The sequence below is a fragment of the Sphingopyxis sp. CCNWLW2 genome, assembly GCF_037095755.1.
Classification (GTDB): Bacteria; Pseudomonadota; Alphaproteobacteria; order Sphingomonadales; family Sphingomonadaceae; genus Sphingopyxis.
Map to the genome: position 1 here is coordinate 466,590 of NZ_JBAWKJ010000002.1, position 14,881 is coordinate 481,470.

Consider the following 14,881-nt stretch of genomic DNA (forward strand, 5'->3'; position numbering starts at 1 on the left):
AGCGTCATCGGATGGCCTTCAGCCCCTTTGTCCCCCTGCGCGTCTTTTCCAGTTTCACCATGCTGGAGGGAGCGATCGAGCCCAAGTTGATCGCCAAGGCGGCCCGCGAACGCGGGTTTCCGGCGATCGCGGTCGCCGATCGCAACGGGCTTTACGGCGTCATGGCATTCGGCGAGGCGTGCAAGGCGGCGGGGGTGCAGCCGATCGTCGGCACGCTGCTGAGCGTCGCGCGCCCGGGGCAGCGGCTCGCCAACGGCGCGCCGATCATCGACTGGCTCGCGCTCTATGCGCAGGACAACCAAGGTTATGACAATTTGTGCGCGCTCGTGTCTGCGGCGCATCTTGGCCGCCCGGTCGAGCAGGATCCGCATGTGCTGCTGTCCGACATCGCGGGCAAGACCGACGGGCTGATCTGCCTGACCGGCGGCGGCGAGGGTGCGCTCGCGCGGCTGCTCGCGGGCGAGCAGAAGAGCGCCGCCGACGATTATGTCGAGCAGTTGGAGGCGCTGTTCGGCGGTCGGCTCTACATCGAATTGTCACGGCGCGGCGATGCCACCGAGATCGCGGCCGAAGCGGCGCTGATCGATCTGGCTTACGCGCGTGCCCTGCCGATCGTCGCGACCAATCCCGCGAACTTCGTCGAACCGAACTTCCATCCCGCGCACGACGCGATGCTGTGCATCGCGCAGTCGGCTTATGTCGAGAGCGAGGACCGGCGCGTTTCGAGCCCCGAAGCCTGGCTGAAACCCGCCGAGGCGATGGAAGACGCCTTTTCGGACCTCCCCGAAGCCATTCATAACACGCTCGTCGTTGCGCAGCGCTGCGCGTTCATGGCGCCGAAACGCGCGCCGATCCTGCCGAGCCTCGCCGGCGACCGCGAGGGCGAGGCGGCGCAGCTTAAGGCCGACGCGCATGCGGGCCTCGAAAAGCGGCTCGCGCATTATTCCGACCTGACCGACGAAGATCGCGAAGCCTATGTCACGCGCCTCGATTTCGAAGTCGACGTCATCGTCCAGATGGGCTTCCCCGGCTACTTCCTGATCGTTGCCGACTTCATCAAATGGGCGAAAAATCACGACATTCCGGTGGGTCCGGGGCGTGGTTCGGGCGCGGGCAGCGTCGTTGCGTGGGCACTGACGATCACCGATCTCGATCCGCTCAAGCTCGGCCTGCTGTTCGAACGCTTCCTCAACCCCGAGCGCGTGTCGATGCCCGACTTCGACATCGACTTCTGCGAAACGCGGCGCGGCGAAGTGATCCGCTATGTGCAGGAGAAATACGGCCGCGACACGGTGGCGCAGATCATCACCTTCGGTAAGCTGAAGGCGCGCGCGGTGCTCAAGGACACGGGGCGCGTGCTCCAGATGAGCTATGGCCAGGTCGACCGTCTCGCGAAGCTGGTGCCGAACCATCCGACCGACCCCTGGACGCTCGAACGCGCGCTGAACGGCGTTGCCGAGTTGATGACGGAGTATAAGCAGGACGACGGGGTCCGCCGCCTGTTCGATATGGCGCGCCAGCTTGAGGGTTTGCCGCGGCACAGCTCGACCCATGCGGCGGGCGTGGTGATCGGCGATCGTCCGCTCGACCAGCTCGTCCCGCTCTATCGCGATCCGCGTTCGGACATGCCCGTGACGCAGTTCGACATGAAATATGTCGAGAGCGCGGGGCTGGTGAAGTTCGACTTCCTTGGCCTCAAGACCTTGTCGGTGCTCAAGGAAGCCCGCCGCCTGCTCGCGCTGCGCGGGGTTGATGTCGATCTCGATACGTTGGCGTGGGACGATGCCGCGGTGTACGAACTGCTCCAGCGCGGCGAGACGGTCGGGGTGTTCCAGCTGGAATCCGAAGGCATGCGGCGCACGCTGTCGGCGGTGAAACCGACCAATTTCGGCGACATCATCGCGCTCGTCGCGCTCTATCGCCCGGGGCCGATGGACAATATCCCGCTGTTCGGTGCCCGTAAGAACGGGCGCGAAGCGATCGCCTATCCGCACCCGCTGCTCGAAGGCATCCTCGCCGAAACCTATGGCATCTTCGTCTATCAGGAACAGGTGATGCAGGCGGCGCAGATCCTCGCTGGCTACAGCCTCGGTGGCGCTGACCTCCTCCGCCGCGCGATGGGCAAGAAGGTCCAGGCCGAGATGGACGCGCAGCGCGAGACCTTTGTGAAGGGCTGCGGCGAGCATAACCAGATCGCACCCAAGGCGGCGAATGAGCTGTTCGACTTGATCGACAAGTTCGCGGGCTATGGCTTCAACAAGAGCCACGCTGCCGCCTATGCGCTGCTCTCGTACCAGACGGCGTGGCTGAAGGCGCATTATCCGCACGAATTTTTCGCCGCATCGATGTCGTTCGACAGCCATCAGACCGACAAATTGTCGATCTTCATCGACGATATGCGGCGGCTCGACGTCGGGATCGCCCCGCCGTCGGTCAATGACAGCGAGGCCGATTTCTCGGTCGGCCGCAACGACGACGGACTGACGGTGCGTTACGCGCTCGGCGCGCTCAAGGGCGTCGGCGAAAAGGCGATGGAGGCGCTCGTCGCCGAGCGCGCCAAGGGCGATTTTGCCTCGCTCGACGATTTCGCGAGCCGCATCGATCCCAAGCTGCTCAACCGGCGCCAGATCGAAGCACTGGCGGGGGCAGGGGCGTTCGACCCCATCGAGCCTGACCGTCCGCGCGCCTTTGCCGGCGCCGAGAGCCTGCTCGCCTGCGCGAACAGCTCTGCGCACGAACGTTCGACGGGTCAGGGCGGCCTGTTCGGGGGCGATGTCGCGATCGCCCCGGCGTTGCAGCTGCCCGCCGCCGAGCCGTGGACGCTCGCCGAACGCATGACGCGCGAAAAGGACGCCTTCGGCTTCTATTTCTCGTCGCATCCGGTCGAGCAATATGAGGCGATCGTCGCGGCGCGCGGCGCGCGAAGCTACGGCGATATTTGCGCCAATGTCGAAATGACGCCGGGCACGCGCATCCCGATGACGATGGCGGGCATGGTTGAAAGCGCGCGGCCGCGCGTATCCCAGCGCGGCAATCGCTTCCTCAACCTGACGCTTTCCGACCGCAGCGGGCAATTCCAGTCGAGCTGTTTCGATGAGCAGGCGAGCAAGATATTGGAGGCGCTCGCGGCCGACGGCGGCTGCGCGATCCTGTCGGTCGAGCTCGACCTGCTCGAAGGCGAAGAAACGCCGCGCGTCACGGTGCGCGGCGCGCAGCCGCTGGCCGAAATGGCCGCAACCGCGGCGCTGGAGCTGACATGCCGCGTCGCGTTGCCCGATGCGATTGCGGAGATGGCGCGCCTTCTCGAGCGGCGCGACGATGCGCGCGGGCGCGTGTTCGTCCTGACCGAGGATCCCGACACCGGCGACGAACTTCGCATCAACCTCGGCCGCGGTTTCGCGCTGGGCCCCGATGTCGTTTCGCGGTTCGAAACGGTCGCGGGGATCAGTGACGTGGCGCTGTCGCTGTTCACGCCCAAGGATTTTCGGGCGCGTTAGCGATCCACGTTCGCCGAGGTCCTTCGGTAACCGCCCAGCATGAAACAGGAGGTATGGAATGAGCCGAACGATTGCCGGTGCATGTCTTTGCGGCGCTGTCAGCTTCGAGATTGTGGGTGAATTTCACGCCTTCTATCTTTGCCATTGTTCGCGATGCCGCAAGGGCAGCGGATCGGCACACGGCGCGAACCTGTTCTCGGCAACGGCAAAGCTCAACTGGTTGTCGGGAGAGGATAAGGTGAAATCCTATCATCTTCCCGCGACCCGCCACCAAAGAAACTTTTGTACCGAATGCGGGTCGGGGCTGCCGCGCGAAGTGATGCAGGGCGCAATGCTCGTCGTCCCGGCTGGAAGCATCGACAGCGCGATCGATATCCGGCCGACTGCCCATATCTGTTGTGACAGCCGCGCCGGATGGGACGCCGATCTGGAGACGGTCCCAAAGATCGACGGGCTTCCCGGCTGATCGCGTCGCGGTTTTCGCGCCGGCCCATCCGTTGACGCTTGCGTAAACCGCGTTCCTCGCCTTATCCGTAAGGCAAGTAAGAGAGAGGAATGCCTGATGTCCGGAATGCAGAGCCAGCCGCTGCTGGTCACCAGCCTGATCGACCATGCCGCGCGCGAGCATGTCGATCGCGAAATCGTCTCGCGCTGGGCCGACGGCAGCCAGACCCGTACGACATGGGGCGAGGTCGGGCACGACGCGCGCCGCTTCGCCGCGGCGATGGTCAAGCTCGGGATGAACAAGGGCGACCGCATCGCGACGCTGGCGATGAACCATGGCCATCACCTCGTCAGCTGGTACGGCAGCGCCGGGATGGGCGGGGTGCTCCACACGGTGAACCCGCGGCTGTTCGACGAGCAGCTCATCTATATCGTCAACCATGCCGATGACCGCGTGCTGCTGTTCGATGCGATGTTCCTGCCGATCGTCGAGCGGCTGCGTCCGCAATTGCCGACCGTCGAGCATTTCATCCTGTTCGATGCGCCGGCGCGCGACGGTTATCTTTCGTACCGCGACCTGATCGACGCCGAGGACGGCAGCTTCGAATGGGTGCAGCTCGACGAGCGCGATCCGGTCGGGCTTTGCTATACCAGCGGAACGACGGGCAATCCCAAGGGTGTGCTCTACGAGCATCGCTCGAACGTCATTCACGCGATCACCGAAATCCAGCCCGACGTGTTCGGCCTGTCGAACCGCAGCGTCATCCTGCCGATCGTGCCGATGTTCCATGCCAACAGCTGGGGCGTGCCCTTTGCCGCCGCGACGGTCGGGGCCAAGCTGGTATTCTCGGCGACCAACGATGCGCAGGTTCTCTGCGACCTGATGCACGACGAGGGCGTGACGCACAGCGCCGGCGTGCCGACGGTGTGGATCGCGATGTTCGCGCATATGGACGCGACAGGCATCGGTTACGGCAAGCTCGAGCGCGTGATCATCGGCGGCTCGGCGGCGCCGCGCGCGATGATCGAACGGTTCATGCGCGCGGGGATCGCGGTCGGCCATGCGTGGGGGATGACCGAAACCAGCCCGATCGGGACGATGGGCAAGCGACCGTGGAACTGGGACGAGCTGAGCTTCGACGAACAGGTCGACATCGTGTGCCGCCAGGGTTGCCCGCCGTTCGGTGTCGAGCTGCGCATCGTCGATGACGAGGATCATGTGCTGCCGCGCGACGGGGTGACGAGCGGGCGGCTGCAATGCCGCGGGCCGTGGATCATCCAGCGCTATTTCAAGGCCGATACCGATGCCGCCGATGCCGAGGGCTGGTTCGACACGGGCGACGTCGCGGTGCTGCACCCCGACGGCGTCATGCAGATCACCGACCGTGCCAAGGATGTGATCAAGTCGGGCGGCGAGTGGATCAGCTCGATCGAGCTCGAAAATGCCGCGGTGGGCGCACCCGGGGTGCAGGAAGCGGCGGCGGTCGGCGTCTACCACCCGAAATGGGACGAACGGCCGATCTTGTTGATCGTCAAAAAGCCTGGGGTCGAGGCGGACGAGGCGGCGATCGTCGAGTATCTGAAGGACAAGGTCGCCAAATGGTGGTTGCCCGACGAAGTGGTGTTCGTCGACGAACTGCCGCACACCGCGACGGGCAAGATTTTGAAGCGCCAGATCCGCGACGATTACAAAGACTATAAGCTGAAGTCGCTGGTGGGCGTTTAGAATAACTCCATCTGTCCGTCGCGCTCGGGCGGCTTGAACAGGTCGGAGCGGATCGGAGGAAAGCTGCGGTCCATGCCATGTTCACGCGCGGCGCGTTTGACGCGGGTACGGATGAGTTGTGCCCAGACGCCGTGGCCCTTCATGCGCGTGAAGAAATCAGGGTCATTGTCGCGGCCGCCGCGACTGTCCTGCACCATATGCATCACCTTGTCGGCTCGGTCGGGGTAGTGCGCTGCGAGCCAGGCGCGAAACAAGGGCGCGACCTCGAACGGCAGGCGCATCAATATATAGGACACGCGGATCGCGCCCGCGTCCGCGGCGGCGGCCATGATCGCTTCGATTTCGTGGTCGGTGATTGCGGGAATGATAGGCGAAATATTGACCTGCGTCGGCACCCCGGCGTCGATCAGCTTGCGGATCGCCGCGAGTCGGCGGCGCGGGTGGGGTGCGCGCGGTTCGAGCGTTCTCGCGATGGCGGGGTCGAGCGTCGTCACCGACACCGCCACGCCGACCAGATTGTCGCGCGCCATGTCGGCGAGCAGGTCGATGTCGCGCAGGACGCGGTCGGATTTGGTGGTGATGATCAGCGGGTGACGCGTCTCGGCAAGGACTTCGATGACCGACCGCGTGATGCCCCATTCGCGCTCGATCGGCTGGTAGCCGTCGGTGTTGGTGCCGATCGCCAGCGGTGCTGCGGTATAGCCGCGCTTCGCGAGTTCGGCGCGCAGCAGCTTTGCGGCGTCGGGCTTGGCGAAGAGCTTGCTTTCGAAATCGAGCCCGGGGGACAGGTCGTGAAAGGCGTGGGTCGGGCGCGCAAAGCAATAAATGCAGCCGTGCTCACAGCCGCGATAGGGGTTGATCGAGCGGTCGAAGCTGATGTCGGGTGACTTGTTGCGCGAAATGATCGTCTTGGGGTGCTCTACGGTGACCGTCGTGCGCAGCGGCGGGGCGCCGCCGTCGATGTCCTCCGCTGCGTCGAGCCAGTCGCCGTCAAGGACGCGCTCGGCCGATCCGGTGCGTGTTGGGCGCAGATTGGTCGGCGCGCCGCGGCCCGCGATCGGGGGGAGGGGTTTGGACGATTCCACCGGTGGATCATAATCCTCCGGTCAGAACAAATAAAGAACAAATCGACTATTCGGTCAGTCGCGGCATCAGCTCGACGAAGTTGCAGGGCTTATGGCGGCTGTCGAGCTGGGTCGACAATATGCCCTCCCATGCATCGGTCACCGCACCGGTCGAACCGGGGAGCGCAAAGATATAAGTGCCGCGCGCAACGACGGCGCAGGCGCGCGACTGGATCGTCGACGTGCCGATCGTCTGATAGCTGAGCCAGCGGAACAGCTCGCCGAAACCGGGAATGTCCTTGCCGTCGAGCCGGTGCAGCGCCTCGGGCGTCACATCGCGTCCCGTGAGGCCGGTGCCGCCGGTGGTGATCACGACATCGACCTCGGGATCGTCGATCCAGTTATGGAGGCGCGAGACGATCAGGTCGGTCTCGTCCTTGACGATCGCGCGCGCGGCCAGAATATGGCCCGCGCCGGTCAGCAGCTCCTCAAGCTTGTCGCCCGACCGGTCATCGGCAGCGCTGCGGCTGTCCGAAATCGTCAGCAGCGCGATGCGGACGGGTTTGAAGGTCAGGCTCTCGTCAATCGGCATTGGCCAGGCCGCCGGCATAGGTCAGGCGGGTGCGGTCCTTGCCGTCGGGGAAGCGCGGCCATTTGCCCTGCGCCAGCGCGGCCCGGCTGACCGACGGCTTACCCTGCTGCGCCTCGTACATCCAGTAATTGCGCAGCACGATGCCGACATAACCACGAGTCTCCCAATAGGGGATCGATTCCATGTAAAGCAGGGGATCGCCATTATCGCGGATTTCCGACTGCCAGCGCGCGACGGGCGCGGGCCCCGCGTTATAGGCGGCGATGACCTTGGGCAGCAGCCCCCCCGTGGAGGCGTCGCGGCTCAGATACTGCAGATAGCTTTGCCCCATGTCCATGTTAACCGCGGGGCTGCGGAGGTCGCCCGTCCCGAGATCGCCGCGCCAGCGCGCGACGTCGCGCGCGGTGCCGGGGCGCACCTGCATCAGGCCAAGCGCGCCCGCCGGGCTGACAACGGCGCGCTGGAAGCGCGATTCCTGCAGCGTGTGCGCGAACACCAGCGCCGGGTCGACCTTCCACCCGCCATTGGGCTCCCATTTGGGCTGCGGATAGCGCGTCTGCGCCGCGAGCTTGCGGCCCTGCGGCGTGTTGTGCGCGAGATAGAGCTGCACCTCGGGCAAGCTGAGCGCCCCTGCCATCGCGAGCAATTGTTCATGCTGCCGTGCGTCGCCGATCAGCGCCTGATGGCGGAGCAGCGTACCGGCATATCTATCCTCGCCGATCTCGGCGAACGCCATCGCGGCGCGGACGTTGGGCAGCCCTTCGAGTGCGCGCCAGGCGCTGCGGTCGGCACGGACATTCTCGCGCTGACTCTTCGCCTCGACCCCCAACGATTCGGCGGCGAGCAGGCCGTAGAAAGTTTCCTCGTTCGACGCGGCAGCGCGCAGGCGCTGTTGCACCGATGCGGGTTCGCCCGCGGCGATCGCGGCGCGCGCAGCCCAATAATAAGCGGCGGCGCGCAGTTCGCTGTCGGGCGCTTCCTTCGCGACGCGGTCGAAGGCGGTGAGCGCGGTGCGATAGTCGCGGGTGCGCCACGCGGCGAGGCCCTTGACCCAGGCGCCCTGTGTCGACCATGCGCCCTGACCGTCGCTGCACTCGCTGGCGAGGCGGAGCGCGTTGGCGTCGTCATTCTCGATATAATAGGACCAGGCGACCTTCTGCCGCCATTCGTTGCGCGCCTCGGGGCCCAGCTGGTCGCCGACGGCGTTGAGCAACGCTTCGGCGCCGGCGGGATCGTCATTCTTGATCCGCTCCGGAATCGAGCGGGCGATCGCGGCCGCCGCGGGGTCGCCGGTGACGGCGTCGGCGCCAAGACGGCGCGGGGCGCTGCCCGACCAGGCGAGCCGTGCCTGGAACGGGAGCGTCGGAAGGTCGGTTGCACCGCGCCGCGTCGCCAGCCGGCCAAGCTGTTCGGCCTGCGGCAGGTAAGGCGACCGCGACAGGATCGGCATGATGTCGGAAATTTCGGCACGCGGACTGTTCGCTGCGGTGAGAAGTTCGGCGCGCAGGAAATCGGTAAGCGGGCCGTTATCCGAGCCGTCGAGCAAGGATTTGGCTTCGGCCCAGCGCTGCCCGCGGATCGCGGTGAGCACCTGCGTATAAAGCTGTTTCTGCTTCGACGACAAAATCTCGGGCACCGTCTGCGGGGCCGAGGCAAGGTCGCGGTTGCCGGCATCGGCGGCGAGCGCCGGTGCGGAGCTCAGGGAGATCGCCAGAACGGCGCATGAAATCAGGGTTTTGGTCATATTCTGCATCCGTCAACGTCCCCGGTTGAACAGTTTCAGGCTATCCCACGCCGCCGCCTTCTGCGCGGGCCTGGCTAGCAACATCGTGGGATGCGCTACAGCCACGGCCTCCATCTTGCCGCCATCTTGGTTAATATTGAGTAACTTTCCGCGCGCATCGGGCAGCGGCAGACCAGCGGCCATGCGGACGATATCGCTGCCGATCAGCAGCAAACGTCCCGGTTTCGCCAGTTTCAGGTGATGCCATAGCAGCCGGTCGAGTTCGGCCGTCTCTTCGCCGTCGCAGCGTCCGCCGGCGGGACGCGTCACCGCGAGACTGGCAACATAGCAATCACCACGCGCCCTGCCTATTGCCTGCAACATCGCGTCGAGCAATTTGCCCGCCGGGCCAGCGAAGAGCGTGCCGTCGCGCTGGTCGTCGATTTCGGGCCATGCCGTGAGCAGCATCAGCGACGCGCCCGCTTCACCGGCAGGAAGCACGCGACGCGCGTCCCACTGGCTGCCCGGCACATCGTCGCTTGTCGCGAGCCAGTTTTGAAATTCGGTCCAGTCGTCCGGAAACACGACCGGACCCTTGGCTTCGGCCACCTCGGGCACCTCCTGCCGCTGGAGCGCAGCGGGAAGCGGAGGCAGTTCGGGCTCGGCGTTGACCACGCGTTTCGGCTTGGCCGCCGCAACGTCATTTGCCGGCGGCACGGCAAGCCAGCCCGCCGGTTCCTCACCGACAAGCATGTCGACGCCCGCCAGCGACCACCAGTCGCTATAGCTTTCCGCCATCAAGGCTGATTTTTGCCCACCCATGAATTTGTTTCAAACAGGCAGTTGACGGACGCGTCAATTGGCGGGCATCGCATTTCGTGACAGAATGAGCGCGGAACACGATGAATGATCCCGCGCGGGGACGGCAGAAAGGTATTTGCGGTGAGCGAACGGGAATCGATGCCCTATGACGTGGTCATCGTCGGCGCAGGGCCGGCGGGGCTTTCGGCGGCGATCCGCCTCAAACAATTGGCGAATGACGCGGGCAGCGAATTGTCGGTGTGCATCCTCGAAAAGGGGTCCGAGGTTGGCGCGCACATCCTCTCTGGGGCGGTGATCGATCCCAAATCGCTCGACGAGCTGCTTCCCGAATGGCGGACGCAGGGCTGTCCGCTTGCCGAAGTCCCGGTGAACGACAATCAGCATTGGGTGCTGACGAAGGCGAAAAAATTCTCGCTTCCCGAATTCATCTCGCCCGGCTTCATGCACAACAAGGGCACCTATACCGGCAGCCTTGGCAATCTTTGCCGCTGGCTCGCCGAACAGGCCGAAGCGCTGGGCGTCGAAATCTTCCCCGGCTTCCCCGCCGCGGAAATTCTCTACAATGAGGATGGATCGGTCAAAGGCGTCGCGACCGGCGACATGGGCGTCGCGCGCGACGGCAGCCATAAGGGCGATTACGCCCCCGGCCTCGAGCTCCACGCGAAATACACTTTCTTCGCGGAAGGCGTGCGCGGTCACCTGACCAAGATGATCAAGCCGCAATTCGCGCTCGACGCCAATTGCGAGCCGCAGGTCTATGGCCTTGGCGTCAAGGAATTGTGGGACATCAAGCCCGAGAACCACGCCGAGGGCCGCGTGATCCACACGCAGGGCTGGCCGCTCGACGAAAACGCCAATGGCGGTGGTTTCCTCTATCACCAGGCGAACGGACAGGTCGCACTCGGTTTCGTGACCTGGCTCAACTATCGCAACCCGCACATCTCCCCGTTCCAGGAGATGCAGAAGTGGAAGACGCACCCCGAGATCGCCAAGATCCTGAAGGGCGGCAAGCGCGTCTCCTATGGCGCGCGCGCGATCAGCGACGGCGGGTTGCAGTCGGTGCCGAAGCTCGCTTTCCCGGGCGGCGCGCTGATCGGTGACACAGCCGGTTTCCTGAACGTTCCGCGCATCAAGGGCACGCATACCGCGATGAAATCGGGGATGATGGCGGCCGAAGCAGCGTTCGCGGCGGTGACGGCGGGGCGCAGCAGCGACACGCTCGACGCCTATCAGGCCGCCTTTGACGACAGCTGGGTCAAGAAGGAACTCAGCGTCGTGCGCAACGTGCTGCCGCTCGTCGAAAAATATGGCGATCTGGCGGGAACGCTGCTGTCGGGCATCACGATGTGGCTCGAAACGCTGAAGATCAAAGTGCCCTTCACGATGAAGCATCATCCGGACAATGAGAGCCTGTACCGGGCCGACATCATGCCGAAACCCGATTATCCGAAACCCGACGGCGTGCTGACCTTTGACCGCCTGTCGTCCGTGTTCGTTTCGAACACGAACCATGAGGAGGACCAGCCGGTCCACCTCCAGCTCAAGGATCCGTCGATCCCCGTTGCCTATAACTTGCCGCTCTATGACGAGCCCGCGCAGCGTTATTGCCCGGCGGGGGTTTACGAGATCGTCGGCGAGGCCGAGGGCGATCCCAAGTTCGTGATCAACGCGCAGAATTGCGTCCATTGCAAGACATGCGATATCAAGGACCCGACCCAGAATATCAACTGGGTCAGCCCCGAAGGCGGCGGAGGCCCCAATTACCCGAACATGTAAGCCCGCGCGCTTCTTTCTGATCGTCGCCGCGATTGCGGCGGCGGTTCCGGCGCATGCCGTCGACGACAATGGCGCCGCGCTCAACGCGCTCGTGCGGGCGCGGCTCGCGGAAGAGGGTGGTGAGCCCGCCGCGGCCTTGTCGGCGCTGACCGCGGTTTCGAGCGTCGCGCCCGATCTGCCGGGCCTGCGCGGAAGGATGCTCGAGCAGGCGATCGAGGCGGGCGATCTGGAGGCAGCACGCGCCGCGGCGCTGCGCCTATGGACGGCGGATGACCGCCGCTTCGATGCACAGCTCGTGCTGATGGTCGACGCGATGCGCCGGTCGGACTGGAAGGCCGCGCGCGATTATGCCGCGGGCCGGATCGACAAGGCAGGGGCCGACACGATCGGGCGGTTGATCCTGCCCACGGTGAACGCCTGGGTCGATGTCGGTTCCCGCGAAAAGTTGCCCGAGCGGCATCTGCTTGCGGTGAACAGCCGCACGCGTCCCGAACCGGCGCTGACACTGCAGGTCGCGCTCGTCCAGATCGCGACCAAACGGGTCGGTGAGGCGGCGACGCTGACCGACGGTATAACCCTGACCGACCGGACCAGCCAGCTCGTCGGACTGCGCGTGGCGGCAACGCTCGACAAGGCGGGGCAACAGGATACGGCGCAGCGGCTGCGCGGGCGGATCGCGCTCGCGTCGGGACAGCGCGAGGATCCAATGCTGTTGCTGCCCGATCAGCCCGTCTCGACGCCGCAGGCGGGCGTAGCGCAATGGCTTGGGCTGCTCGCCGATGGGCTGGCCCGCACGCCGGGGGGCAGCGCCAAGCTGCCGCTGCTGTTCGCACGCGCCGCCTATTGGCTCAACGCGGAGGATCTGGCGGTGCGGACGACGCTCGTCGAGGCGCTCGATCGCAATGGCCAGCGGGGCGATGCCATGGCGCTGCTCGAAACCGTGCGAGCGCCGCTCCCGCCGGTTCTCGCAATGCGGCGCGCCGAGTTGATGGCGGATGCTGGCGACCTGCCCGGTGCGGCCAGGCTGGCCGAGGCCGCGACGAAGGACAATGACGCGCGCAGCATGCTCGTCCGTCTTGCCGATATCGCGCGCCGATCGGGCGATCCGGCGGCGGCGGCACGCGCCTATGAGCGCCTCGAAGCTTCGCTGGGGACCAGCGGGGGCGACAATATGCTCCGTGGCACGTTGCTGATCGCACGCGCCGAACTGTTGCTGCAGGCGGGGCGGTGGGATGCGGCGGCGCCTTTGATGGAAAAGGCGGTCGCACTGCGGCCCGATGATGCCTCGATCCTCAATTTCGCGGGTTATTCGGCGCTGGAACGGCGCAAGGAAGTGAAGCAGTCGCTCGCGCGGATCGAGGCGGCGTGGGCGCAGGAGCCGCAGAATGCGAGCATCGCCGACTCGCTCGGCTGGGCCTATTTCCTGACTGGTCGTACCGACGACGCGGTGAAGCTGCTCGAAAAGGCGCAGCTCGGCGAGCCCGGAAATGCCGTGATCGTCGAGCATCTGGGTGACGCCTATTGGAAGGCGGGGCAGAAATTTCAGGCACGCTACAATTGGCGCGCTGCCGCGCTGCTCGCCGAGGCCGAAATGGCAACGCGACTGGAGGCAAAGCTGCGCGACGGGCTGACCCCCGCAACGACCGCGCCGTGACCGCGTTTCGCGAGACGGGCTGGGCCAAAATCAACCTCGCGCTTCACGTCCGTGGGCGCCGGGCCGATGGCTACCATGCGATCGAGACCTTGTTCGCCTTTGTGGGCGACGGCGACGCGATCGCCGCCGAGTTCGCCGATGCCGATGCGCTGACGATCGACGGTGAATTCGCCGAGGGGCTGAGCGCGGGCGGCGACAATCTGGTGATGAAGGTGCTGACGCTGCTGCGCGAACGCTATGGTGCGGAGCGGGTGCCGCCGCTTGCGGTGACGTTGACCAAGAAATTGCCGGTTGCGGCGGGGATCGGCGGCGGGTCGGCCGATGCGGCGGCGATGGCGCGGCTGATCCGGACGCATTTCCTGCCCGAGCTGGGCGATACGGCGCTGGCGCGGCTCGTCGGCCCGCTCGGCGCCGACATCGCCGCCTGTGTGGCGAGCACTACCTGTCTGGGTGTCGGTGTCGGCGAAGAACTGAGTGCCGTACCCGAGTTGCGGCTTGGCGGAACGCCGGTGCTGCTCGTCAACCCGCGCCAGCCGGTCGCGACGGGGCCGGTTTTTGCGGCTTGGGACGGGATCGATCGCGGGCCGCTGTTTACCGGCGCCGATCTCCGCGCCGGGTTGCTCGGTGCGCGCAACGATCTGCAGCGTCCGGCGATCGCGCAGTGCCCGGCGATTGCCGACATTTTGCTCGAACTCGGCGGACTGCGCCCCTGGCTCGCGCGCATGTCGGGATCGGGCGCGACTTGCTTCGCACTGTTCGACGCGGCAGCCGCGCGCGATGCCGCGGCGGCGCTGTTGGCAGAACGGCATCCGGACTGGTGGTCCATGGCGGGGACATTGCGATGAGCGAAGCATGGCGCCTGATCGGGGAAGCGCGCGCGGGCGGCATTTTGCTGATCGCCGACCATGCCTCGGCCTTTGTGCCGGGCGACGTCGATCTCGGTATCGATCCCGCGCTGCTGGCCAATCATATCGCGATCGACATCGGCGTCGCCGAAGTCGCGGCGCTGCTGGTCGAGAGCGGCGCGGTCGATGCGGCGATCCTTGGCGGCGTGTCGCGGCTCGTCGTCGACTGCAATCGCGAGGAAGAAGCGCCGGGGGTGCTTCCGATCGCGAGCGACGGGCATGCCGTACCGGGCAATGCGCTCGACGACGACGCGCGCGAGGCACGGCTGGCGCGGTTTTTCCGTCCCTATCATGCGCATATCGCTGCGACGATCGCCGCGCAGCGCCCGGCGATGATCCTGTCGCTGCACAGCTTCACGCCCTCGCTCGCGGCGCATCCCGATCAGGCGCGGCCGTGGCACGTCGGGGTGCTCTATAATGAGGACGACCGGCTCGCGGCGGCGGCAATCGCGGCCTTGGAAGCTGAAGACATGATCGTCGGCGACCAGCAGCCCTATTCGGGCAAGCTGCTCAATGCGACGATGAACCGCCATGCCGAGGCGAATGGCATTCCCTACGTCGGGATCGAGATGCGGCAGGATCTGGTCGGCGAGGCGGCGGGGCAGGCGCTGTTTGCCAGGCGGCTTTCTCGCATGTGCAGCAAAGTTGCATTGAATCTGGTTAAATAGGCGTGTAGAG

Annotated in this window: 11 protein-coding genes; 7 read left to right on the forward strand and 4 right to left on the reverse strand. The window is 65.6% G+C overall.

Going from position 1 to position 14,881, the window contains the following annotated elements; genetic code table 11:
• The first annotated feature begins 11 nt into the window (after positions 1–11).
• The 3 genes from dnaE (at position 12) to V8J55_RS13365 (ending at position 5,667) form a co-directional block, all read left to right on the forward strand.
• The gene (gene dnaE, locus V8J55_RS13355) at positions 12–3,497 is read left to right on the forward strand and encodes a DNA polymerase III subunit alpha (RefSeq protein ID WP_336446120.1); all 3,486 of its coding nucleotides are present in this window, start codon (positions 12–14) and stop codon (positions 3,495–3,497) included.
• A gap of 58 nt (positions 3,498–3,555) precedes the next feature.
• Entirely contained in the window at positions 3,556–3,963 is a 408-nt protein-coding gene (locus tag V8J55_RS13360; RefSeq protein ID WP_336446121.1) for a GFA family protein, read from the forward strand.
• Between the two features lie 105 nt (positions 3,964–4,068).
• On the forward strand, positions 4,069–5,667 hold the full coding sequence (locus tag V8J55_RS13365) for a long-chain fatty acid--CoA ligase (protein WP_336446876.1): 1,599 nt from the start codon (positions 4,069–4,071) through the stop codon (positions 5,665–5,667).
• Here the strand turns inward: V8J55_RS13365 and V8J55_RS13370 are convergent.
• From V8J55_RS13370 to V8J55_RS13385, 4 genes are read right to left on the reverse strand one after another with little or no spacing between them, the layout of a single operon-like run.
• On the reverse strand, positions 5,664–6,752 hold the full coding sequence (locus tag V8J55_RS13370) for a PA0069 family radical SAM protein (RefSeq protein WP_443030824.1): 1,089 nt from the start codon (positions 6,750–6,752) through the stop codon (positions 5,664–5,666). The genes V8J55_RS13365 and V8J55_RS13370 overlap by 4 nt on opposite strands.
• 46 nt (positions 6,753–6,798) lie before the next feature.
• The gene (gene moaB / locus V8J55_RS13375; protein WP_336446122.1) at positions 6,799–7,323 is read right to left on the reverse strand and encodes a molybdenum cofactor biosynthesis protein B; all 525 of its coding nucleotides are present in this window, start codon (positions 7,321–7,323) and stop codon (positions 6,799–6,801) included.
• Positions 7,313–9,067 (reverse strand): lytic transglycosylase domain-containing protein, encoded by a 1,755-nt coding sequence (locus V8J55_RS13380; protein ID WP_336446123.1) that lies wholly within the window; start codon positions 9,065–9,067, stop codon positions 7,313–7,315. Before V8J55_RS13380 ends, moaB begins: the two co-directional genes overlap by 11 nt.
• Positions 9,068–9,079: 12 nt before the next feature.
• A complete protein-coding gene (locus V8J55_RS13385) occupies positions 9,080–9,844 on the reverse strand; it encodes a uracil-DNA glycosylase family protein (protein WP_336446124.1) in 765 nt (254 codons plus the stop codon).
• 144 nt (positions 9,845–9,988) lie between these two features.
• Here V8J55_RS13385 and V8J55_RS13390 point away from each other — a divergent pair, with 144 nt between their 5' ends.
• The 4 genes from V8J55_RS13390 (at position 9,989) to V8J55_RS13405 (ending at position 14,871) form a co-directional block, all read left to right on the forward strand.
• Positions 9,989–11,644: an electron transfer flavoprotein-ubiquinone oxidoreductase gene (locus V8J55_RS13390; protein ID WP_336446125.1), complete on the forward strand. Its 1,656-nt coding sequence runs from the start codon at positions 9,989–9,991 to the stop codon at positions 11,642–11,644.
• A gap of 91 nt (positions 11,645–11,735) precedes the next feature.
• Positions 11,736–13,298 (forward strand): hypothetical protein, encoded by a 1,563-nt coding sequence (locus V8J55_RS13395; RefSeq protein WP_336446126.1) that lies wholly within the window; start codon positions 11,736–11,738, stop codon positions 13,296–13,298.
• Entirely contained in the window at positions 13,295–14,143 is an 849-nt protein-coding gene (locus V8J55_RS13400) for a 4-(cytidine 5'-diphospho)-2-C-methyl-D-erythritol kinase (protein ID WP_336446127.1), read from the forward strand. Before V8J55_RS13395 ends, V8J55_RS13400 begins: the two co-directional genes overlap by 4 nt.
• The gene (locus V8J55_RS13405) at positions 14,140–14,871 is read left to right on the forward strand and encodes an N-formylglutamate amidohydrolase (RefSeq protein ID WP_336446128.1); all 732 of its coding nucleotides are present in this window, start codon (positions 14,140–14,142) and stop codon (positions 14,869–14,871) included. The genes V8J55_RS13400 and V8J55_RS13405 overlap by 4 nt, the downstream gene beginning before the upstream one ends.
• Positions 14,872–14,881 lie beyond the last annotated feature (10 nt).